Source organism: Mycobacterium sp. IDUB_9 (assembly GCF_055419505.1).
On sequence record NZ_JBVAXU010000011.1, the window covers coordinates 58,132 to 80,072 of the forward strand.

Annotated in this window: 20 protein-coding genes; 14 read left to right on the forward strand and 6 right to left on the reverse strand. The window is 66.8% G+C overall.

Annotated features, from left to right (window positions below):
* Positions 1 to 47: 47 nt before the first annotated feature.
* The 13 genes from ACZY08_RS29400 (at position 48) to ACZY08_RS29460 (ending at position 10,833) form a co-directional block, all read left to right on the forward strand.
* Positions 48 to 482 carry a DUF6188 family protein gene (locus tag ACZY08_RS29400; protein ID WP_064884959.1) on the forward strand — a complete coding sequence of 145 codons (435 nt, stop codon included), beginning with the start codon at positions 48 to 50 and terminating at the stop codon, positions 480 to 482.
* 146 nt (positions 483 to 628) lie between these two features.
* Positions 629 to 3,700, forward strand: a complete 3,072-nt coding sequence (locus ACZY08_RS29405) for an MMPL/RND family transporter (protein ID WP_207545017.1) — start codon at positions 629 to 631, stop codon at positions 3,698 to 3,700.
* A 553-nt stretch (positions 3,701 to 4,253) separates the two neighbouring features.
* Entirely contained in the window at positions 4,254 to 4,877 is a 624-nt protein-coding gene (locus ACZY08_RS29410; RefSeq protein ID WP_463748129.1) for a hypothetical protein, read from the forward strand.
* 88 nt (positions 4,878 to 4,965) lie between these two features.
* Positions 4,966 to 5,256, forward strand: a complete 291-nt coding sequence (locus ACZY08_RS29415; protein WP_463748130.1) for a hypothetical protein — start codon at positions 4,966 to 4,968, stop codon at positions 5,254 to 5,256.
* 676 nt (positions 5,257 to 5,932) lie between these two features.
* Positions 5,933 to 6,202, forward strand: coding sequence for a hypothetical protein (locus tag ACZY08_RS29420; protein ID WP_064879471.1), 270 nt, complete (start codon positions 5,933 to 5,935; stop codon positions 6,200 to 6,202).
* 104 nt (positions 6,203 to 6,306) lie between these two features.
* Entirely contained in the window at positions 6,307 to 6,660 is a 354-nt protein-coding gene (locus ACZY08_RS29425; RefSeq protein ID WP_463748131.1) for a hypothetical protein, read from the forward strand.
* Between the two features lie 398 nt (positions 6,661 to 7,058).
* Positions 7,059 to 7,499 (forward strand): hypothetical protein, encoded by a 441-nt coding sequence (locus ACZY08_RS29430; protein WP_463748132.1) that lies wholly within the window; start codon positions 7,059 to 7,061, stop codon positions 7,497 to 7,499.
* A gap of 201 nt (positions 7,500 to 7,700) precedes the next feature.
* On the forward strand, positions 7,701 to 7,829 hold the full coding sequence (locus tag ACZY08_RS29435; RefSeq protein WP_463748133.1) for a hypothetical protein: 129 nt from the start codon (positions 7,701 to 7,703) through the stop codon (positions 7,827 to 7,829).
* Between the two features lie 383 nt (positions 7,830 to 8,212).
* Entirely contained in the window at positions 8,213 to 8,470 is a 258-nt protein-coding gene (locus ACZY08_RS29440; protein WP_463748134.1) for a hypothetical protein, read from the forward strand.
* A 44-nt stretch (positions 8,471 to 8,514) separates the two neighbouring features.
* Positions 8,515 to 8,823: a hypothetical protein gene (locus ACZY08_RS29445; RefSeq protein WP_463748135.1), complete on the forward strand. Its 309-nt coding sequence runs from the start codon at positions 8,515 to 8,517 to the stop codon at positions 8,821 to 8,823.
* A gap of 67 nt (positions 8,824 to 8,890) precedes the next feature.
* Positions 8,891 to 9,139 carry a hypothetical protein gene (locus tag ACZY08_RS29450; protein ID WP_463748136.1) on the forward strand — a complete coding sequence of 83 codons (249 nt, stop codon included), beginning with the start codon at positions 8,891 to 8,893 and terminating at the stop codon, positions 9,137 to 9,139.
* Between the two features lie 380 nt (positions 9,140 to 9,519).
* Positions 9,520 to 9,840, forward strand: a complete 321-nt coding sequence (locus tag ACZY08_RS29455) for a hypothetical protein (protein ID WP_064885003.1) — start codon at positions 9,520 to 9,522, stop codon at positions 9,838 to 9,840.
* 435 nt (positions 9,841 to 10,275) lie between these two features.
* Complete coding sequence (locus tag ACZY08_RS29460; RefSeq protein ID WP_463748137.1) at positions 10,276 to 10,833, forward strand: hypothetical protein; 558 nt, start codon at positions 10,276 to 10,278, stop codon at positions 10,831 to 10,833.
* Positions 10,834 to 11,028: 195 nt separating this feature from the next.
* Here ACZY08_RS29460 and ACZY08_RS29465 read toward each other — a convergent pair whose 3' ends face one another.
* On the reverse strand, positions 11,029 to 11,556 hold the full coding sequence (locus ACZY08_RS29465) for a hypothetical protein (protein ID WP_236734827.1): 528 nt from the start codon (positions 11,554 to 11,556) through the stop codon (positions 11,029 to 11,031).
* Positions 11,557 to 11,680: 124 nt separating this feature from the next.
* The gene (locus tag ACZY08_RS29470; RefSeq protein ID WP_463748138.1) at positions 11,681 to 12,142 is read right to left on the reverse strand and encodes a hypothetical protein; all 462 of its coding nucleotides are present in this window, start codon (positions 12,140 to 12,142) and stop codon (positions 11,681 to 11,683) included.
* A gap of 242 nt (positions 12,143 to 12,384) precedes the next feature.
* Between ACZY08_RS29470 and mobF the strand changes: the two genes are divergently transcribed.
* Positions 12,385 to 18,174 carry a MobF family relaxase gene (mobF, locus tag ACZY08_RS29475; RefSeq protein WP_463748139.1) on the forward strand — a complete coding sequence of 1,930 codons (5,790 nt, stop codon included), beginning with the start codon at positions 12,385 to 12,387 and terminating at the stop codon, positions 18,172 to 18,174.
* Positions 18,175 to 18,351: 177 nt separating this feature from the next.
* On the opposite strand, the gene ACZY08_RS29480 is transcribed toward mobF, so the two are convergent.
* The 4 genes from ACZY08_RS29480 to ACZY08_RS29495 all read right to left on the reverse strand — a co-directional run bounded on the left by ACZY08_RS29480 (position 18,352) and on the right by ACZY08_RS29495 (position 21,931).
* Positions 18,352 to 18,921, reverse strand: coding sequence for a hypothetical protein (locus ACZY08_RS29480; RefSeq protein WP_463748140.1), 570 nt, complete (start codon positions 18,919 to 18,921; stop codon positions 18,352 to 18,354).
* Positions 18,922 to 19,534: 613 nt separating this feature from the next.
* Positions 19,535 to 19,879, reverse strand: coding sequence for a hypothetical protein (locus ACZY08_RS29485; RefSeq protein WP_463748141.1), 345 nt, complete (start codon positions 19,877 to 19,879; stop codon positions 19,535 to 19,537).
* 210 nt (positions 19,880 to 20,089) lie between these two features.
* Positions 20,090 to 20,647, reverse strand: a complete 558-nt coding sequence (locus tag ACZY08_RS29490; RefSeq protein WP_463748142.1) for an Imm61 family immunity protein — start codon at positions 20,645 to 20,647, stop codon at positions 20,090 to 20,092.
* 84 nt (positions 20,648 to 20,731) lie between these two features.
* Positions 20,732 to 21,931 carry a DUF1173 family protein gene (locus ACZY08_RS29495; RefSeq protein WP_463748143.1) on the reverse strand — a complete coding sequence of 400 codons (1,200 nt, stop codon included), beginning with the start codon at positions 21,929 to 21,931 and terminating at the stop codon, positions 20,732 to 20,734.
* Positions 21,932 to 21,941 lie beyond the last annotated feature (10 nt).

The following is a 21,941-nucleotide window of genomic DNA, read 5'->3' on the forward strand; positions in this document are numbered from 1 at the left end:
TACCGTACCCTTCAGATGCGACCCAAAGACGTGTCGAAGGAGGCGCCATGTTCACCCAATGGATCGAAGACTGCGTCGTGCAACGCGTGTCGCTGCGCGACGGGTTGGTGTTGGACCTCGATGGCTACAGCGAGCTGGTGATTTCGCGCCCCCTGCGGCTGACACTGCCGCCCATCGGGGACTTTCCGGCCGAGGAAGTGCTCATCGACCCCGACCGGGTCGCGGTGCACGAACGCCCGCTGCTCGACCTGGCCGGCGCGGTGTGCACGCACGCCCGATACGGCGATGACGGCGCGTTGCACCTGGGCTTTTCCCGCGGACACCGCATCGATGTCGAGGCCGACGCGCACGCCACAGCCTGGGAGCTCTACGGCAAACGGCACGGATACATGGCCTGCCTGCCGCGTGGCCGGGTCCGGGTGGTCCGCCACGACATCCCCGACGACGACGACACCGACGCCGGCGTCGGTGCGGGTCGCTAGCGGCCCCCAAGACGCGCCCGCGCGGCACCCTCGGACGCGCCGCGCCAACCACTGTGGTACTGCTAGTAGCGTAGCGATACCGATAGTTCCTTTTCTCGGGTGGAGGGGTAGTGACCGACAGCGATCCGGATGGTTCGGGCACCGCGATGAATGTTCGGCGGCGATACCGCCGTTCGGCCGAACCGGCGGATTCCAGCGAGTACAGCGCGCGGTTGGCGGCGCTGGCGAGGTTCACGGTGAGGCACAAGGCGCTGGTGATCGGAGCCTGGCTCGGCGTCGCGGTGGTGCTGGCACTGCTGTTTCCCCAATTGGAAACCGTGGTGCGGCAGCAATCGGCGGAGCTGCTCCCACATGATGTGCCGTCGTTTCAGACAGTGGACCGGATGAGCGCGGCGTTCGGCGAACAAGGTTCCAAGACAATGGTGTTCGTCGCGATGGAAGACCCCGCCGGGCTGACGCCGTCGACGCGGGAGCGCTACGACGACCTGGTGGCGCGGCTACGCGGCGACACCGCACACGTCTTGCTGGTTCAGGATCTGCTGGCCGACCCGATCACCGCGACGCAGGCGGTCAGCGCGGACCGCAAGGCCTGGTTTCTGCCGGTCGGGGTGGCCGGCACCCTGGGCGATCCCGCCGCCGCTGAATCCGTGCAAGCGGTGCGCGACATCGCCGCCGAGGTGTTCGCCGGCTCGACGATCACCGCGTACGTGACCGGCCCGCCCGCCACGTTCAGCGACCAGATCGCGGCCGCCGAACACGACCTGGTGCTGATTTCGATCGCCACCGCCGGCCTGATCGCGGCGATCCTGCTCATCGTGTACCGCTCGGTGTTCACCGCGCTGCTGCCGCTGCTGGTGATCGCGGTGAGCCTGGTCGTCGGGCGCGGTGTGCTCTCGGCCCTGGGCCAGCTGGGAATGCCGGTCTCGCAATTCACCGTGGCGTTCATGACCGCGATCCTGCTGGGAGCCGGCACCGACTACACGGTGTTTCTGATCAGCCGTTACCACGAGCAGCGCCGCGCACAGGTGCCGCCCGATCAGGCCATCGTGCACGCCACCGCCAGCATCGGCCGGGTCATCCTGGCCTCGGCGGCCACCGTCGCCTGCGCATTCCTGGCCATGGTGTTCGCTCAACTGAGCGTGTTCGCCGCCCTCGGGCCAGCCTGCGCGGTTGCCGTCTTGTTCGGATTCCTGGCCACCGTGACGCTGCTGCCACCGGTGCTGGCGCTGGCCGCCAGACGCGGCATCGGCGACCCCAAACCCGACCGCACCCGCCGCTACTGGAACCGCGTCGCGGTCGCGGTGGTCCGCCGACCCGTGCCCCTGCTGATCGCCAGCCTGGTCATCCTGCTGACCCTGGCCGCGGCCACCACAACGATGAAGATCAGCTACGACGACCGCAAAGGCCAGCCCGCCACCACCGCCAGCAACCAGGGCTACCAACTCCTCGACCGCCACTTCCCCAAAGACATCGTCATCACCGAATTCCTCGTCGTGGAAAACCCCACCGACATGCGCACCGCAAAAGGGCTGGCCGACCTCGACGAAATGGCCTCCCGCGTCTCCCAGATCCCCGGAGTCACCACAGTGTCCGGCGTCACACGCCCCACCGGAGCCCGCCTCGAACAAGCCCAACTCTCCTGGCAGAACGGCCAGATCGGCGACAAGATGGCCGGCGCCGTCGCCGACGGCAACGCCAGAAAAGACGACCTCACCAAGCTCACCAGCGGCGCCGACCAACTCGCCGGCGGCCTGGCCCAACTCGACACCACCGTACGCACCGCCCTGACCCCACTGACCGCGACACTCACCCAAGCCCAGACCGCCGGCACCCAGATTCAGCAGTTCCGGCCCCTGCTGCAACAACTTTCGGCCACCGCCCCCGGCGTCGACCGCGCCATCCAATCCGGTCCCGGACTGCGACCCCTGGCCGAACAAGCCCAACACGCCATCGCCGTCCTCGACCCCCTCACCGGCGCCCTCAACACCTCACCGTGGTGTGCCACCACACCCCAATGCGCCCAGATCCGCGACCAAGTCCAGACACTGGTGAGCTTGCGCGACAGCGGATTGTTCACCCAGATCGCCGAACTCGGCGATCGCTACAACCCCGACACCAACGCCACCGTCGCCGGCACCCTGGCCACCGTCCAAACCGCGGTCACCACCCTCGACAAAGCCTTCGCAACCCTCGGAGACCCCGCCGACCTGGCCGGCAACATCCGACGCCTCCAAGACGGCATCAGCCAACTCGCCTCCGGCGCCCAAGCCCTGGCCACCGGCGTCCACGCACTGGCCGACTCCAACATCGAAATGCTGTCGGGGATGAGCCAGATCGCCACCCAACTCCAAAACGCCGCCCGCGCCACCACCAACTCGGACTCCTCCAGCGGCTTCTACCTGCCCGCCAACACCTTCCAAAACCGCCAATTCACCGATATGGCAAAACAATTCCTCTCCCCAGACGGAAAAACAGCACGCTTTGCCATCGAAACCAGCCACGACCCCTACAGCGCCGAAGCAACCCGCCTCGCACACGAAATCACCGACGTCGCCAACGCCGCACGCCCCAACACCTCACTGCACCAAGCCACCGTCTCCGTTGCCGGGTTCCCCGCCGTCAACTCCGACATCCAACGACTGCTGCGAGCCGACTTCGCCCAACTCGCCCTCGCCACACTGCTCATCGTCGGACTCATCCTCGTACTACTACTGCGCGCCCTGCTCGCCCCGCTCTACCTGCTCGGCACCGTCGTGCTCAACTACCTGGCCTCACTGGGCATCGGCGTCCTCATCTTCCAATGGGGACTCGGACACGAAATCGCCTGGCCAGTACCACTACTCGCGTTCATCATCCTGGTCGCAGTCGGCGCCGACTACAACATGCTGCTCGTCTCACGACTACGCGAAGAATCAGGACACAACATCCGCGTCGGCGTACTGCGCACCGTCGCCAACACCGGCTCCGTCATCACCTCAGCCGGACTCATCTTCGCCGCCAGCATGTTCGGCCTCATGGTCGGCTCGATCGCCATCATGATCCAAGCCGGCCTCATCATCGGCTGCGGACTCCTACTCGACACCTTCCTCGTGCGCACCCTCACCGTCCCCGCCATCGCCACACTCCTACGCGAAGCCAGCTGGTGGCCCCAACGAGCCACCCGCAGCCCGACAGCCACCACCCACTCCACACCACCACAACTAGCCACCCGTCATTAAGAACCAACACCCGCGCCCACGCCGAACAAGTCACCGCACTCGTCACCGACGGCACCCCCGCCATGATGGGCGGCGACGAAGCGATGGGCTCCCGAACCATCGCGCCAGCCAGACCGCACCAACCAACCCCTAACCGGAAACACCGGCGGCCCAGCCTGTTACCGATCAGTCCAAGCCAGCCAGCTCGCCTCAGCGGTAACAACAGTGAACATCAGAATGTGACCCCAGATAAGTGGGTGGTGGCGGCGCACTAGGTGCGGCCGCTGTGGCCACCTGCGGTGGCCATCGGGGTTGGGTGCCCGCTCACCTTTATTTGCCTGTCAGCGTGGCTCAGTCTGACCGGCCGGGACCCGTCACGGTCAACCCACACGCGCACTGGTGTCCGCCGGCCGAGTGACCGTTTCGGCCCTATCAAAGCTCGCTGCCGCTCGCGGGCCGAAACCCCGGCTCCCACCATCGCGCGCTCTTCGGGGATTGACCGCGCCACCCTGCCGGTCCCCCTGATCCACACGCCAACGGGCGCAACCACTCCCGACACGAACGGAGAAAAACCATGTCCAAAACCATCATCACCCCCGCCGAACGCGCACTGCCGAGCGCAATCATCTCCAACACCTTCATCCGGCTGCGCAGCACCCAGCATGCCGACCTGACCGTCTTCCACGCCCGCACCGAGGAAGTCCGCGTGAGCCTGAACTGGGGTGGCATGCTGATGACCTTCCGCAACGCCGAAGCCGCGCAAGGTGTCCGCGAAGCACTCGCCGCCGCCAAAGCCACCCTGGTCCACCTCCCCGTCGACCTCGGAGCACCCCAGCCCAGCGACGAAGACCCCTACGACCGGCCCACCATCGCCATCGACTGGACCCGCCGCCCCTCCTACGGAGTGATGGAACGCTCAACCCTCACACCCGATAACCGCCGAACACTTCGCTGGACTGACGTCTACCTGGGCACCGTCACTCTGCAGATCCTCGACAGGGCGGCTTACCACTCCACCATGGACATCCTCAAACTCGCCCACCAGACCGCGGTCACAGTCTGCCTCGACGGCGGCAAGCATCGCGCCGACCCCACCCGAGACGACTACCAGTTCGCGGTGAAACCGCCGACCACACGACGCGAACGCGGCCGCGCCTACCGCGACTGGGACGCCGCACAACACCAATCGACCGAGTAATCCACAGCTACGAGCCGAGGGGCCCAGTTATCCACAGGGAGAGCTGCGGCCCCTCGACCTTTCAGCAAACAGCCGCGACCATACCCACATGGTCACCTGGACAATCACCACGCAACGCGACAACAGCGAACACGTCATCATCGGATCCAGCGAGAATCCCGTTCGAGCTCGCGGCGACCTCGCCGGCGCCGCACGATGCCGAATCCGTGCCGCCGCGGCCGGGACCGCTGCCGGCCTGCCGCGCTACGAACTGCGCCAGGCAGGCCATCTCGTCGCGATCATCCAAACCGGAGTCAACGAGGCCGGCCTACCCGATCACGTCGGCGCTACGCACATACTCGACCAGTTGGCGCACCCGCGAAACCCCTTCGTCGCCTGAACGACTCACCACACAAAATCCTTAGCGGCCGTGGCCGAGATATCTCTCTGACCCAGCGGCTCTGTGGCGTCGGCGCACCAGATGCGACCGACGAATAGCCCACCTGACGGCGGGCTTACAAGTTGGCATTTGGCATCCCACTCACCTTTATGCCTGTCAGCAGGTGCCGCAGTGTAATCGTCGGGGCCGACCGTGGGTCAACCCACACCCGGGCCGGGCTGCGCAGGCCGAGTGACCCTTTCGGCCCAACGGTCGTGAGAATCCCCAAGGCGCTGCGCGCCCCGAGCCTGGCCGCCCGGCCAGGTTCTACCCAATGTGGGAGCTTGGTCGGGCTTTCTTTTCGTCGCTCGGTTGGGGTGGTGCCGGCGCACTAGGTGCGGCCGGCAGATGGCCACCTGCGGTGGCCCGAAAGACGGTAGCTACTCACCTTTTTAGCCGTCAGCAGGGGTGCCAAGCGTAATCGGGCGGGGCCCGTCGAGGTCAACCCACGCCCGGACTGGTGTCCGCCGGCCAAGTGACCGTTTCGGCCCTATCAAGCTCGCTGCCGCTCGCGGGCCGAAACCCCGGCTCCCACCACCCCGAGCTCTTCGGGGTTGACATCGCCACCCAGCCGATTGACCGCACCCCCAGCGCTGACCAGCGCAACCAGTCACCACACCAAACGGAAGGACTGACCATGCCCGCACAGATCACCGACCCCTGGGCCACCACCGACCACGACCCCATCAGTATCGCCACCAACGCCGCCGCCACCCTTGAAGAGGCTCGCTCCGACATCCACGCCGCCAACGCCGCGATCGACGATCCCCACCGGCGCAACCAGTACGCACTCTCCGCACGAGACAACGCCGTCACCGTGCTCTTGGCCGGCGACGCCAATCCCGACGAGCTCCGCCACGCCGAGCACTACCTCGCCGCCGCCGAAGCCATCATCGCCAACCCCTGAACCCACGGTGCCCGGGGCCCCGGGGCCGCGCCGAGTAATCCGCGGCCCCGGGCGCACCACCAAATCCACACCAGCACAGTCAAACAACCATCAAGGAGGCCATCATGGGCTACTACACCACCACCATTTGCAAAGACGGCGATCGCCACCAGGTCGTCACCCACTGGGACGACCACGACCCCAACCGATTCATCTACGCACCAGTGACCGTCACCGGCGAGATGACCGAACAGAAACTCGCAGACGCAGTCGCATCCCAGGGCTTTCGGATCGTCTCCAACGGATCCGACAACATCGGCCGCGGATGGGCCATCGTCGACCGTCACGATCACCGCTACTACGACCCGATCAGCGGTGACTGGTACCTCTTCCTGAGCAACGAGCAGAAAGACGCCGTCACCGCCAAGTACCCCGGCGCCAGCGTGCCCGGTACCCACCATCGCCACCTGACCCCGTAACCACCAGAACTCCCACGAGCCCGACCGGACCCTCACCCCGAGCTGCCCGGTCGGGCTTTCTTTTTGATCCGGCGGTTGGGGTGGTGGCGGCGCACGAGGTGCGACCGCCAGATAGCCCACCTACGGCGGGCTTTCGGGTTGGGTGCCCACTCACCTACTTGCCGTCAGCAGGGCGCGCAGCCTAATCGGCCGGGGGCCCGACCTGTCAACCCACGCCCGTGGCCGGCGCCGGCGGCGGAGGACATTTGCGGCCCAACCGTGCTCGCTGCCGCTCGCGGGCCACAAATCCGCCGGCACCACCCGCGGACTCTTCGGGGTTGACAGCCCACCCTCACCCGATTGACCGCACCCCCAGCGCTGACCGGCGCAGCCAATCACCACACAGAACGGACAACACCATGGACCACGAATTCGACCTCGCATTCGCACTTCTCGAAGAGGCCGCCGAACGAATCGGCCACCAGCAGTACGGAATCACCCACATCCTCTTCCACGACTACGGACCAATCCTGCTCACCACCGTCCACAACTACACCCGCGAAACCGGACACCACCTCGTCCTACTCGCCGCCGACGACTACGGCCAAATGGTCGCCATCGAGGCCACCGCCCCCGACCTCGACACCGCCCCGGTAACCCGGATCGTCCACGTCCGGGCCGGCGAATACACCTTCCACGCCGTGGACACCTGGAGCTTCCGCGCCACCGTCGAAGGCCACACCTACACCCTCACCGCCCAGCCCGGAACCGACACCTGGACCCTCACCGCCGACATCGCCCAGCCCACCGCACACCACGACATCGACGAGGCCCTCACCGAGCTGCTCCACGCCGCATAACCCACAAGGGGCCGGGCCGCCGCACACACGGTGGCCCGGCCCACTCCAACACAACGCCATCGGGAGGAAAACCCATGCTCCGCTACATCACTCGCACCGTCACCCGCACCGAGACCCACCTGAACCCGCAACTCGACGGACTCACTGGCGCCGAATACCGCCGGATGTGGCCGCTGCCTCACTTCGATCGGTGAACTCCTTGTGACCCGCGAAATTGTTGAGGAGCTCCCCCCGAAGTACGCCTTCGACGAGCGCGGGGAACTGGTCTGGGTCAACCTCACCGAAGACGACATCCGAGCCGAGATGAACAAGCTCACGCCCCAGCCCTAACAGTTCACCTGGCCTGGCCGGCCCCGCTCGGGGTTAGCCGGGCTTTCTTTGTCTTCCGGTGTGTGGGTGGTGGCGGCGCACTAGGTGCGGCCGCTGTGGCCACCTGCGGTGGCCGTCGGGGTTGGGTGCCCGCTCACCTTTATTTGCCTGTCAGCGTGGCTCAGTCTGACCGGCCGGGACCCGTCACGGTCAACCCACACGCGCACTGGTGTCCGCCGGCCGAGTGACCGTTTCGGCCCTATCAAAGCTCGCTGCCGCTCGCGGGCCGAAACCCCGGCTCCCACCATCGCGCGCTCTTCGGGGATTGACCGCGCCACCCTGCCGGTCCCCCTGATCCACACGCCAACCGGCGCAACCACTCCCGACACGAACGGAGAAAAACCATGTCCAAAACCATCGTCGAAACCGACACCCAGACCTGGCACGTCACCGGCGGCCACACCTGCGGTGTCCTGCACTGCCACCACGACGCCGACATCATCGCCGACACCGCCGAGCACGAACGGTTCTGCGTCGACCACACCGACCTCGCCGCACTCATTCCCCAGCATCACCCGCACTTCGGCGGCTGGTACCGCATCACCGCCAGCAGCGCACCCATCCCCGGGCACGGCGTCATCTTCACCGTCCACCCGCTCTGAACACCCCAACTCGCCCAACACAAACCTCAAGAAAGGCAACACCAATGGACATCGACTTCGCCCTCGCATGGAACTTCACCGACCCCCGCGACTACGACCGCCCGCGCCAGCTGCGGTTCCGCCACGAGAACCAGCCCCTGGCCTCCGGTGCCATCACCGGTCAACTCATCGCCGTCATCGCCGCCGCCGCCCGGGCCGACCACGGCGACACCCTGCCCATCAGCCGCGCCGACGTCTCCTATGACGACATCGCGGCAGCCCTCGACGGCTGGCAGCACTGGGCACGGCGCAGCAACAACACCATCGACCTCGACCTCATCCGCCAGCGCATCCACACCGCCGGCCTCGACTAGCCAACAACCCAGGGCCCGCGCCGACCCCAGCCCGGCGCGGGCCCACCACACCGAACGGAGAAAACCCATGTCCCCCACCGAACGCCAGCTCGCCATCACGACACACCAGATGGCCCTCGACGAAGCCCTCGACACCGCGCTCACCGCGCTCTACCGAGCCGCTCGATCCATCACAGTGCTCACCCACAAGACCATCAACGACAGCGCCTACCTCGAAGGACCTCAAGGTGCCGACGTCGCCAGCTTCATCAACGACAGCCTGCGCAACGTCCGCGCCGCCTACGCGATCGCACACCCCATCCGCGAAAATATCTAGTCATCGAGCCCGGCCAGGTTCTCCCCCGTGGGGCTTGGTCGGGCTTTCTTTTTGATCCGGCGGTTGGGGTGGTGGCGGCGCACGAGGTGCGACCGCCAGATAGCCCACCTACGGCGGGCTTTCGGGTTGGCAGCCCACTCACCTTTTTAGCCGTCAGCAGGGGTGCCAAGCGTAATCGGGCGGGGCCCGTCGAGGTCAACCCACGCCCGGACTGGTGTCCGCCGGCCAAGTGACCGTTTCGGCCCTATCAAGCTCGCTGCCGCTCGCGGGCCGAAACCCCGGCTCCCACCACCCCGGGCTCTTCGGGGTTGACATCGCCACCCGACCGATTGACCGCACCCCCAGCGCTGACCAGCAGCGCACAACCGAAAGGGGAGACCATGTCCATCAACGCCGCCACCGGCCGTGCCCGCCACCTGGGCGCTGCCCGCAACCTCGTGCACCGCAAGTCAGACGGCACGGTCGTCGACTTTTTCGGCCAGGCCGACCTGTACCTGCTCACCCCCGCGCTACGCGGATACACCACCGTGGTCGTATCCAGCACCGACCGCAGCGGACAACAAACCGACTTCGGTCCCGAAACCCTCATCTTCGGACTGGAAGGCGAAGGCCTGCTCTACGACGCCGACGACGTCGGCGGAGGACGCGGCATCCTCACCGCCACCGCGGCACTTGAGGGCGCCGGCTACACGATCGACTAGCCGCTCGTGAGCAGGCCCCGCCAGCTCCCACAGCCGGCGGGGCAGCTCGCCCTGCCCTCAACCACGGCCGACCCCACCAGAACCGGGGTCGGCCCGGCCATTTTCGTCTTCCGGTGTGGTGGTGGCGGCGCACTAGGTGCGGCCGCTGTGGCCACCTGCGGTGGCCATCGGGGTTGGGTGCCCGCTCACCTTTATTTGCCTGTCAGCGTGGCTCAGTCTGACCGGCCGGGACCCGTCACGGTCAACCCACACGCGCACTGGTGTCCGCCGGCCGAGTGACCGTTTCGGCCCTATCAAAGCTCGCTGCCGCTCGCGGGCCGAAACCCCGGCTCCCACCATCGCGCGCTCTTCGGGGATTGACCGCGCCACCCTGCCGGTCCCCCTGATCCACACGCCAACGGGCGCAACCACTCCCGACACGAACGGAGAAAAACCATGTCGCACACCTACCGGCTCGCCGCCCAACTCCAAGCACTCGCCATCGACAACGTCGAACTCCGAGTCTTCGGAACCCACCGCATCGCCAGCCCCCAGGCCGGCCTCATCACCACCGCCCGCCATCGCCTGCGCGACGGCCAGCACGACGTCCTCGTCGTCGCCCGAGACGACGCCACTCACGTGCTCGCATCCGCCGTCGCCTCCACCCCGATCGACGGCGGCGTCATCGACTCCCACATCGCGCAGTTCCGCAGCGCCGGACTGCTCTGGAAACGGGCCATCACGCCACCCGCGCACTGGTGGCAGCGCAGCACTGCCAACCCTGCCCAGCCCGAGACGGTGCCGCGCAACCGCATCGGGTTCACCGCCGCGGGGACCGCCGAGTACTTCCTCAACCACGACTGGGTCGCCGGCCGCGACCCTCACAACGCGCACTGGTCGCTGAGCTCCTGGACGCCCGCACGCGGGCTGCACGTCCTACTCGCCAACGTCGACATCGACGCCGCCACACGGCACGCCGTCACCGTCGAGACCCAGGCGGCAAGTGTTGCTTGACGATTCCGCTCAACGTTCCGGGCCCGGCTCGCAACTCGGGTCGGGCCCGGAACCATCACGCGCCGCGCCCACGCGACCCTCACACTCGGCGGACGGCCGTGGCCCATCGTTCGATGGTCGGCCGGTGGCGGGCGACTCGCCGCGGCTCCGCCAGGCCTTCGGCCGGCGTGTCGCCTGCGCCGCGCGCCCGCGGTCTCACCACAGCGTCGGTTCGGGTGATCCCAGCAGCGCGGCCGCGACCGCTTCTGCGTCCCAGCCGTGCCGTACCGCTTCGCGCAGCGCTACCGCGCGCGCTCGCCGGTCGGCCACGCCGTGCTCGCCGCGGCGAACTGTCGTTCTGCCCCCGCCTCGCCCCGACCGGCCCATCATCTCCATGTTGTCTCGCTGCGAACCGGTCACCAGATGCAGTAGACCGACCTCACCGTGCGTGCTCACGCGCACGCAGACCGGGTTGTCGCAGCCGTGCAGCGCTCGTTCCCATGGTTCCAGTGGCACGCCTGGCCGCGCTGCGGCCAAGGCGTAGCGGTTGCCTCGCAGCATGATCCGGTCGCCGCCGTCACGTCGCACCCAGAATCTCGGGTAGCCATCGCCACCGATCGCGCCCGTCCAGATCGCGCAGTCTTCCGGGCCCGGGCCGCGCACGATCTCGGCTTCGAACCGCTCCAATTCGTCGGCGTGAATCTTCGGATTCACCACCAGGCGTAGTGGTTGCGAAACCCCCACGGCGGTCAAGGTCTCCTGTCACCCTAACGCGCCGGCCGAACTCCGGTTCGTACCGAACCGCGTCCCGCCTCGCGACATCGACATCTGCGCCCACCATTGTGAAGGTCACCACCGACATGTGCGGTCAGCCGGCCGCGCGGACCTCAAAGCCGCTCGTCTCGTCCGCGTCGGCCTGCGGCCTCGCGTCCACAACCGGCTCCGCTTCGGTCTTGCCGTCCTGCTGCGCCGGCGGGGTCGGCTCCGCGGTCGGCTCGACCGCCAGCTTGATCAGCTCGCGGACCATTTTTTCGCCGACGCCGGCCATGCGGGCGATCTCGCGGACACTTTCGCCGCGGTCCTGCATCGCCTTCAGCGCGACACCGCACGCGGTGCGCTCCTCGTCGCGGCGCTGCGTCGCACGCGCCTTCAGCTCCTCGACCCTTTCGGCCAGCCAGTCGTCGACGTCGTCGACGCGTTGCTTGGCCGTAAAGAATCTCGCCAGATCCTCGACGTTCGCTTTCTGTCGCCGCGCCTGCTCTTCCTGCGCCGCAGCTGCAGCCTCGCGAGCCGCCTTACGTGCCGCCTTCGAAACTCGACTGTTCGCCATGCCGCCCACCATGCCCCCCGCTTACGCCTTATGCCGCACCCAAACTCAACTTCCTTCCTTCGCCCTCCATCGCTCCTATCGCCTCAGTCCCGTCCCCAGCCACACCAGCCCTGCCGCCCTTCCCAATAACCTCCACCCCACTACCGCACATCACACCTCTTGCATTCAGGTCACAAATTGGTAACGGCTGTCGTATAACTCCCCGGCCGGCCTTTGGCTCAGACCCGGGTGATGACGCGGTGATGGGCTTGCACAAATTGAGCGCGGGCGACGGGTATATGTACCTGATTCGCCAGGTCGCTGCGTCCGACGACACCCACCGCGGCAAATCGAGCCTGGCCGACTACTACAGCGAAAAAGGCGAGACCCCCGGTCGCTGGATGGGCAGCGGCCTGCCTGGCCTCGGTGAGCCCGCAGGCCGTGACGCCACCGATCCGATGGTCGCCGAGCTGTGGTCGGTCCCCGAAGGATCCGAGGTCATCGAGGACCAGATGAAGGCCCTCTTCGGTGAAGGCATGCACCCCAACGCCGACCGAATCACCGAGCGGCTCACCGGATTCGGACTCGGGCACAACGGTGCCATCGCCGCCGCTCGACTGGGCCGGCCGTTCCGCGTCAACAAGACCGACAACGAATGGATGCGCCGCCTTCGGGAGGGCTATGCCGACTTCAACGCCGCCCTCGGCCGAGACCGTCAAGCCTCCCTCGAACCCGACGAACGTGCCCGCATCAAAACAGCGGTCGCCCGTGAAATGTTCGCCGAGCAGTACGGTCGCCCACCGGCGGACGAGCGAGAACTGACCGGCTTCATCGCCCGCAAATCCCGCGCCCAAACTCAAGCCGTCGCCGGTTACGACCTCACGTTCACCCCGGTCAAGTCGGTGTCGGTGCTGTGGGCTGTGGCGCCTCGGGAAATCTCGGAAACCATCCTCGCCGCGCATCACCAAGCCGTCGCCGACGCCCTCGCGTTCCTGGAAGAACATGCAGCGTTTTCCCGCATGGGGGCCAACGGAATCGCCCAGGTCGACACCACCGGATTCATCGCCGCCGCGTTCGATCACCGAGACTCCCGTGCCGGAGATCCCAACCTGCACACCCACGTCGCGATCAGCAACAAGGTGCGGGTCATCGGGGCCGACGGAATTCCCCGCTGGCTGGCCCTCGACGGTGACCCTCTGCACAAGGCCGCCGTCGCCGCTTCCGAGCTCTACAACACCCGACTCGAGGCCCACCTCATGGCCGCACTCGGTGTGCAGTTCGCCGAAACCCGCGCCAAGAACGACAAACGGCCGGTGCGCGAAATCGACGGAATCCCGGTCGAACTCATCGAGCGCTGGTCAGCCCGCCGCGCCGCGATCGAGCACCGTGTCGCAGACCTGGCGAAGGCCTTCCAGGTCGAGCACGGCCGTGAGCCCAGCGCCGTGGAGATGCTCGCGTTGTCGCAGCAGGCCACCCTCGACACTCGGCAGGCCAAACATGAGCCGCGCAGCCTTGGCGAGCAGCGGCAGACGTGGCGAACCGAGGCCATCGAACTCATCGGCAGCCACCGCAAACTGGCTCGGCTGATCACCGACGTCACTCACCGCGCAAGGCCCCGCCGCCAGCCCGCCATCACCTCCGAATGGGTTGCCGAACAAGCCGAAGCAGTCATCGACCGGGTCTCACACGACCGGGCCGAATGGGGCATCAACCATGTCCGGGCCGAGGCTCAGCGGGTACTGCGGGGCACCGACCGCCACGGCGATCCCGAGATCCTCAACCGGATCGTCAACCATGCTCTTGGCGCCTGCAGCATCACCATCACCACCCACGCCGACACCGAGATGAACGAACCCGCGGTGCTGCGCCGCCGCGATGGCGTCTCGGTCTACACCCGCCACGATTCGACCCGCTACACCAGCGAGGCCATCCGGGCCGCCGAACGCCGCATCCTGGCCGCGGCCGAACAGTGTGGCGGCCGTGTCGCAGACGACACCAGCATCGGTTTGGCGATGCTCGAACAGCACGCCCAAAGCGGCTTGCAGCTCAACGAAGCCCAGCAAGCATTGGTGCGCGGCATGGCCACGTCCGGGGCCCGGCTGCAACTGGCACTTGCCCCGGCCGGCACCGGAAAAACCACCGCCATGTCCGTTCTCGCTGCCGCGTGGATCAACAGCGGCGGCAACGTCATCGGCCTGGCGCCAACCGCGGCGGCTGCCGAAGTCTTGGCCGAAGACGCCCACATCACCACCGACACCATGGCCAAATTCGTTCAACTGTCCGCCCCCACCGATCACCCCGTAGCAGCCAACGACCCGGCACTCAAGTGGTTCAGCACCATCGGTCCCGACACCCTGTTGATCGTCGACGAAGCGGGTATGGCCTCCACCTTCGACCTCGACGAAATGATCACCCACGCGCTCGCACGAGGTGCCAGCGTGCGCCTCGTCGGCGACGATCAACAGCTGGCGTCGATCTCAGCCGGCGGCGTCATCACCGACCTGTCCACCCGCCCCGAAACCCTCACGCTCTCCACGGTGGTCCGCTTCCGCGACCCCGCCCAGAGCGCGGCCAGCTTGGCCATCCGCGACGGCGATCCCGCCGGCATCGCCTACTACATCGACCACGGCCGCGTTCACGTCGGAGCCGACCAAACAGCCGCCGACATGGCCTACCAAGCGTGGGCCGACGACATCAAAGCCGGACACCGCAGTGTCCTATTGGCGCCCACCAACGACCTGGTCGCCGAACTCAACGAACGCGCCCGACTCGACCGGTTGCGCAATGCCAACGCCAAGACCTCACGGACCGTCACGCTGGCCGACGGGCTGACCGCATCGGCCGGGGACTGGATCATCACCCGCAAGAACGCCCGCTGGCTGCGACTGCCCAACGGCGCCTGGATCAAGAACGGACACCGCTACGAAATCCGCTCTGTGCACCGCGACGGATCGATCACCGTCGCGCGCCTGGGCGCCGACCGGCGGGCCAAGACGATACGGCTCCCCGCCGACTACGTCACGGCCAACACCACCCTCGGCTACGCATCCACCATCAACGCCGCCCAGGGCCTCACCGCAGGCACCCAGAAGATCAAAGGCACCTGCCATATCGTCGCCACCGATCACCTGACCCGCCAGCAGCTCTACGTCGCCGGCACCCGAGCCCGCGACGAAAACCACTTCTATTTCTCGACATCCGAAGCTGACCCGCACCGCATCCTCGCGCCCAAAGCCACCCACCCCCCGACCGCCGTCGACATCCTCTCGACGATCCTTCGCCGCGACGGCCGCCAGGTCTCGGCCACCACCGCAGCGCAAGCCGAACTCGACCCGTTCGGTCGGCTCCACGGCGCGGCAAGCATGTATGCCGACGCCCTCACCGCGGCCGCCGAAGTTCTCGCCGGGCCGGCCACCATGGCCCGCATCGACCAGGCCGCCACCGCCATCGTCGGTGACATCACCGACGCTGAAGCCTGGCCCGTCCTGCGGCGCAACCTAGCCCTGCTCGCCCTCGACGGACACGACCCCGTCGCCGCACTGCAGCGCGCAGCGGCCAAGCCGCTAGGTGACACCGCCGACGTCGCCGCGGTGCTCGACTGGCGCCTGCCCACCCCCGAAGGCTCCGCAGCCGCCAATGTCGGACCGCTGCGCTGGCTGCCGGCCATCCCGACTGCCGTCCAACACAACCCGCAATGGGCCGAATACCTCGGCGGCCGAGCGCGACTCGTGACCGAACTGGCCGACCAAATCCGCGATACCGTACGCGAGTGGACCCCGGCCACCACGCCGGCCTGGGCGCGGTCACTGCTCAACGGACAACCCCAGTTAATGGCCGAAATCGCCGTGTTCCGCGCCGCCCACGATGTCGATCCCGCCGACACGCGAATCACCGGCCGCGAGCAACACGCGAACCGCTCCGCAGCCTTCCAGAAACTTCTGCACAGCCGCGTCGACGCCGCGATCCTGCACAGCCAAGACAGCGTCTCGCGCTGGCGCACCATGGCCGCGATGCTCAACCCGCACATTCCCAACGACCCCTACTGGCCGCGGCTGGCCGCCCACATCGACGACGCGGCCCGGGCCGGTGCCGACGTCGCGGGAATGCTCGCCTCCGCGATGGCCGCCCACGGTCCGCTACCCGACGAACTGCCCGCAGCGGCCCTGTGGTGGCGACTGTCAGGCACCCTGGCCCCGCCGACACTGGAACGCTCGAACCCCCGCCTGCGTCCTGACTGGACCCCAGAACTGCACCATCTGCTCGGCTCCGAGCTCGCCGAAACCGTCATCGCAGACCCGGCGTGGCCTGGGCTCATCGCCGCCGTCACCGCATCCGATTGGCCGCCGGCCGACCTACTGGCAGCCGCCAGTGAACATCTGCGCGAGATCGCCGAAACCGAAGGCGGCCTCCGCCCCGACGAATACGCCCGTCTGCTCACCACCCGCATCGAACTGCTCATGCACGCCGCGACGGTCGACACCGACATTCCGCATCCCGCCGAATGGGCAACCTCCGCTGCCGGCAGCCAGCTCGATCTGCTCGCCGAGCCGTCCCCCGAAGAGGCCGCCTACGCCGACCAGGACGCTCCCCCCGATCCCGCCGACTATGCCTACGGATACGTCGAAGACGACCTAGGCGACTGGGATTTCGAGGATCTGCTGCCCTACCGGCCCGCTCCCACCCGGCCCGCCGACATCCTTGCGCTGCGCATCGCGCGCGATCGCGCACGCGACCGGGTCAACGAGCTGCAGCACGCCATCCTGCACACCGGCGGCGGGCCCGCCGAACAAGCCCTCGCCGCCGAGCTCGCCGAACTGGTCCGGCGCCGCGACGAACAGCGGCCCTATGCCCACGCCTACACCCACGCTCACGCCGACTGGGTCCGCTCCGAGCACACCAGCGAAACCCACCACCGCCTGCTCGCCACCATCGACGAACAGATCACCGCCGCCCAACGCGACAACAAAACCGACCTCGCCGCGGTCCTCACCGAACACCGCGCCGAACTTGCCCGACACACACCGGCGGTCGCTGCCGCGGTCGCCGACGCCGCCCACCAGCGCGACACCACTCAGGAGGCCTTGATGAACATCGCCGGCGGACCCTCAGGCGTGGTCACCGAGCACGACATTCAGCAGCGCCGCAGCGCCGCCATGCGGGCCGACGCCGAACAGCTGCGGCAAGCTCGCATCGAGGCCACCGACCTCGACAACCAACTCATGCGCGCCGAGCTCGCCGCCGCCCGCGTATTCGGCACCCGGCCCGGCGTGGACTACGACCTTGTCGCTGACCTTCCCGCACTGCGCCGCGAAGTCGACATGCTCGCCGAGGCCGGCGTCCGCAGCCCCGCCGCCATGTACGCCACGCGCGACGCCGACCTCGACCTGCTCGACCAACCCGCAGCCGCCGCGGTCACCGACATCGCCGGCAGCGCACAAACCGTCCAACCTCTCCACCTGGGAGCCAACGCCGACAAGGACGCGGTCCTCGGCGCCCTGGCCACGACCGCACTACGCAACCAGCACCGCATCCTGGCCATCCCGGCCAGCGAGAATGCCGAAACCTATGCCGGACAACACCGCTACGCCGACACCACCGCCAACCCCGAACAAGCGATCGAGCGGCTCAACAACGGGCAATGGAAACTGCCCACCGGCACCCTGCTCGTCGTCGACGACGCCGACCAACTCAACCCCCGCCAGCTGCGGGCCCTCACGAAGGCTGCCGGCGACGCCAACGCCAAGCTGCTCCTGGTCACCAGCGCCGACAACCAGCGCGAAACAAGTCTCACCGACATGCTCAACAACCAACTGCCATGGTCGCACCGGCTCGCCGACCCCGCCGAGCGGCCCGCGCGTACCGCGATCGACCGTGTCGAGCACCACCTCGCCAGCACCACGGCCGCCGGTGAAGCGGCGCAGGAGGCCTCCGACCTGCTCACTCGCCGCGACGAGCTGGGTCGCACCTACCACGACATCACCCACTACAGGGCCCGCGCCGTCGACGCCGATCGCGATCGCAGCCGCGGCACCGACGTCGGCTTGGGCCTCTAGTCAGTGCTGAGCAGCTGCAGCTCCCAGCGGACCATGTCGAGCGCAGTCGTCACCGCAGGGTCATCGGGATCCACACCATCATTGATCAGAGCGAGCCGTTCCTCGAAGTCCATGACCGTTTAGACGTCGCCGGGCGCGGCTCGGTTCCCCCCTCACAAACTCACAAACGCGGCCGGCTTAGGCGTCGTTAGCGGGAGCATTGCCCGGAGGCGGTGGCACATACGGAGCGTCCAGGGTCAACAGCTGTCGACGAAAGCGGCGATGGCCGGAGCCCGACGGGTTCTGGATATCGACGAGTTCGGTTTCGACCTGAACCATGCCCGCGTCACGGAGGTTCTGTATTCCCGCCAACCGGGTGTCCTCAGAGAAGCCATGCCGCTCGCTGAACGCTTTGGGTGAGAACCACACTGGCGGTGCGGCCGGCAGACGTAGACCGACGCCCGGGACGAACTCAACGCCGTCCGGGCGGTGGTGATAGTAGAGCACCATCAAGTACATCACCAGTCCTGGGCCGCTCAATCGCCCGATCGCGCCAGTAGTCCAAAGTTGTTCCGGCACACGGAAGAACGATCCGCCGCTTTGGCCGTCGGGCCGCACATAGGCGGGGCCAAACTCGTCGAGCTCATCGAGCAAGGTCACGATATTGGCCATCCCCGGTTCGCCCGCTGTGATGTCGATGAAGCCGCGCCGAGCCAGCTCCTGGAGATTGGCCGCGACGGTGCGAGGGCCCTTCACTGGATCGTCCATGCCAATCAGTTCGGCCCACCAACTCGCCGGCCTCTGTGACGAGTAGGGCGGTGTGGAGTTGACCCACCACAGGCTCAGTAGCAGTGCCAGTCGCGTGCGGCCGCCGCGTCCACCGCCGGCACCCCCACGGGCTGCCCGCATGAGGCCTTCGAGCGGACTCGGGTTGACGCCCGACCGCCTGACGAACGCCCGGCGCACGGGAGCGCCGTGGTGCGCTGTGTTGCCCGCGAATGTTTGCGCCACGCGCAGGTTGGCCCGTGATTGGCCGAGCTGTCCAGTCATTGCTTTCACCTGCGCTTTTTTGAGATGCGCGATTGCATCACTAATGAGGTAATTACATAGTACCGGTCGCTAACGTAGAGGTATACCGGGTGCAAACGACATCAATGGTCGGAGGGTCATAGGTTGTGGCGCTCATTGTGAGGTAGTGTTCAAGACACGCTGGTTCGCCAAATGGATTTGCTGATCACTAGCTTCCGCGAGGTGGACACGCTCGCCGGCAGTCGCCGCCGCCCCAGGTTCGGGCGTCGGGACAAGGTACGACAGTCGGCCATGCGACAAGAGGTGGCGACGCCCCCGGGCTCCCCCCGGGGGTTTGTCGTATCTAGGGGCCTTAGCGCTGTAGAGCGGCGATGAGGATGACAGCGTTGATCACCGCGACGATCACGGCGGCCGCTGCGGCGGCATCGTACTGCGTCATCACGATCTGACTGTGACTGTGGCAGCGCTCCAAGAAGCCGGCGCGCGGCCGGCGGCAGCGGGCAGTGCCGTCGTTGATCCACGCCGAACATTGATAGGTCCACCGCGCCGCCAGTGCCACCGGCACACCGATGGCGATCGCTCCGAGGACCAGAAGCCAGAGGTGGTCTCGGACCATCTCTGCCAAGACGATCCAGGCAATGAAGTCCGCCCCGGCCGCAGCTCCTGTCTGGCGGGCGCTTCGTTCGGCCGCCGTCACGAGGCCGTTGGCACCGCCCCTCGATCGACCCGTGTCCCCCCGTGCGCGAGAAGTGACTGTTGGCGGTGTCGGCGCGTTCACTCGCCACGCCTGTGTGCCATGTACAGGGCAAGCTGCTCTGGCAGCGGCACTCTTGTGACCTCTCACTGGTGCTGTGCACTTCGGCATGACCAATGCTAAGCAGCTCGCAGCGCGCTACCTGGCCCAGAACTATGTGGATTCGCGTAGATCCGGTTTCGCATAGCTACCGTCCGCCGACAACAGCGGCCTGAAACGCTCATCGAGAAACGACCGCTTCAACGCCGCCAAACTCCAGCCGAGGAAATGCGACAGCGGCACCAACGCCAGCAGACCGACCTCCGAACGGGGAACCGCCGCAACCGGACCACGACCGATAGCCGTGAGGATCTGGTATCCCGGGCTCGCATCGTCGATCTCATACCCCGCGGCTAATGAGTCTCTGTCCCAACGGAGTTCCACAAACGGAAGGTCGACCTCAGCGCGGATATCGTCACCAAACACTCCGAACAAGTAGCGCTCGAGAACCTTCATCTCAGCCACGAACAGCACCAAGCGCTCATCGCCCAGTTCATCGACTTCGACGAGCTCCACACGACCCACAGCCGGCCGCCGGATCACGTATCGAGTCGGCGCGCCGACCTCCGACCTGAGCTCGACAATGCCGGCCTCGTCGTCAGTCCGATGAACGAAGCCGGCCGTCCGTGCCCACCCCAAGCAATCAGGGCTGAGAGCTGGCGCGCCGGTCACGGTGGCCCACGGTAGCGGTCGGACCGCCGTTCTTCGTCACCCGGACAACTGGACAGCTGCCGTCCGCGCTGGGCCGCGGTTTCGTTAGGACATTGGCGACGGCAGATCCGGCATATCCTCGTCCGTACGCCAGTTCCATACCGGCAGTCCGGCGATCAGCGAGGCATCGTCCCCGTCCACATCACCGGCAGGACGGTCGATGAACGCGGCTATCGCCGGAGCGGTGTCTGTGAAAATCAAGGACGCCATCGGGGCCGCGCCGCCGTTATACGACAACATTTTGCGGAACGAGCGCTCCTCGCTAATCGCGGTGCTGAGCAGAGTCCGATCAGCGTCGCCCGTGAAAGGCAGCCAATTGCGATCCGTTGTCATCAGCGACAGTTGATCGACGTTCGCGTATCCCGCCCGAGAAACCGAGAAGGTGCAGATAGCCAACAGCCGAACATCTCCAGCTTCGGCCATCTGCCACAGTTCCAGTTCCATGGCGAACCGTTTCGCGAGCTTGCGGTATAGGTCTTCATTGAGAAACCAGGGGTGGCCGGGCTGGTGCCGCACCTGCATTTTGAAGCCATGGCCGGCCGGTTCGATCGCCTTGATCTCGCCCACCCCGATCAGTAATTTCGTTGCCTTTCCTGGCTGATGTCGAGCTGGAGCCCATGCTTTGATCCGGCGCTGCTCGATGCCGGTCTTGTGGTCGGCTGAGAACGGTTCGGGCACAAAGAGAGACGCGGTGAGTGGATTGTTGCGAACCAGCTTTCCGTCCACGGCCGCCCGCAGACGTCGGTAGACAACCGCCCAGGAGCGGTGCCCGGCGAAACGCGCATGCCAACTCGTCAGCTCAGCCTCGTCCCACAAGTAGTGCAGCACAGCCAGAAGCGACAACTTGTTTCCGTGGGTCTGGACAGTGTCTGACGGGGAACCGGACGGTTCAGGAGCAGCCCGGTTTGCGGACTTCGACAGTGAAAATCCCAACCGCAAAGCGGTTGTGCCATCGGCCGGATTGTCGAAGATTGAGTGCTCGGCGACTGCCCCGTAGCCCGAAAGTTCGCCCGGGGGCAGCCAGGATCGACACCGATGGTCGTGTGCGACTGCGGTTCCGGGCATCCGCTTGACGATGAGATCGCGTCCGGCGGCCGCGATGTACATCTCTACCCCTGGTGACTGGCACAAGCACAGCGGGCGCAACTGGGCAGCTTTGGCTCGACTAAGGGCCTCCTGGGCCGCCGGTGTGTGTACATCGTCAATCCGGTTGCCGGCAACCTGGAACATGGATTGCGCTGTCATGGCCAGAACT

Bases quoted from the DNA above. Each gene is read 5' to 3' on its own strand.
- ACZY08_RS29400 (WP_064884959.1), top strand. From the start codon at position 48: ATGTTCACCCAATGGATCGAAGACTGCGTCGTGCAACGCGTGTCGCTG.
- ACZY08_RS29405 (WP_207545017.1), top strand. From the start codon at position 629: ATGAATGTTCGGCGGCGATACCGCCGTTCGGCCGAACCGGCGGATTCC.
- ACZY08_RS29410 (WP_463748129.1), top strand. From the start codon at position 4,254: ATGTCCAAAACCATCATCACCCCCGCCGAACGCGCACTGCCGAGCGCA.
- ACZY08_RS29415 (WP_463748130.1), top strand. From the start codon at position 4,966: ATGGTCACCTGGACAATCACCACGCAACGCGACAACAGCGAACACGTC.
- ACZY08_RS29420 (WP_064879471.1), top strand. From the start codon at position 5,933: ATGCCCGCACAGATCACCGACCCCTGGGCCACCACCGACCACGACCCC.
- ACZY08_RS29425 (WP_463748131.1), top strand. From the start codon at position 6,307: ATGGGCTACTACACCACCACCATTTGCAAAGACGGCGATCGCCACCAG.
- ACZY08_RS29430 (WP_463748132.1), top strand. From the start codon at position 7,059: ATGGACCACGAATTCGACCTCGCATTCGCACTTCTCGAAGAGGCCGCC.
- ACZY08_RS29440 (WP_463748134.1), top strand. From the start codon at position 8,213: ATGTCCAAAACCATCGTCGAAACCGACACCCAGACCTGGCACGTCACC.
- ACZY08_RS29445 (WP_463748135.1), top strand. From the start codon at position 8,515: ATGGACATCGACTTCGCCCTCGCATGGAACTTCACCGACCCCCGCGAC.
- ACZY08_RS29450 (WP_463748136.1), top strand. From the start codon at position 8,891: ATGTCCCCCACCGAACGCCAGCTCGCCATCACGACACACCAGATGGCC.
- ACZY08_RS29455 (WP_064885003.1), top strand. From the start codon at position 9,520: ATGTCCATCAACGCCGCCACCGGCCGTGCCCGCCACCTGGGCGCTGCC.
- ACZY08_RS29460 (WP_463748137.1), top strand. From the start codon at position 10,276: ATGTCGCACACCTACCGGCTCGCCGCCCAACTCCAAGCACTCGCCATC.
- ACZY08_RS29470 (WP_463748138.1), bottom strand. From the start codon at position 12,142: ATGGCGAACAGTCGAGTTTCGAAGGCGGCACGTAAGGCGGCTCGCGAG.
- mobF (WP_463748139.1), top strand. From the start codon at position 12,385: ATGGGCTTGCACAAATTGAGCGCGGGCGACGGGTATATGTACCTGATT.
- ACZY08_RS29480 (WP_463748140.1), bottom strand. From the start codon at position 18,921: ATGGACGATCCAGTGAAGGGCCCTCGCACCGTCGCGGCCAATCTCCAG.
- ACZY08_RS29495 (WP_463748143.1), bottom strand. From the start codon at position 21,931: ATGACAGCGCAATCCATGTTCCAGGTTGCCGGCAACCGGATTGACGAT.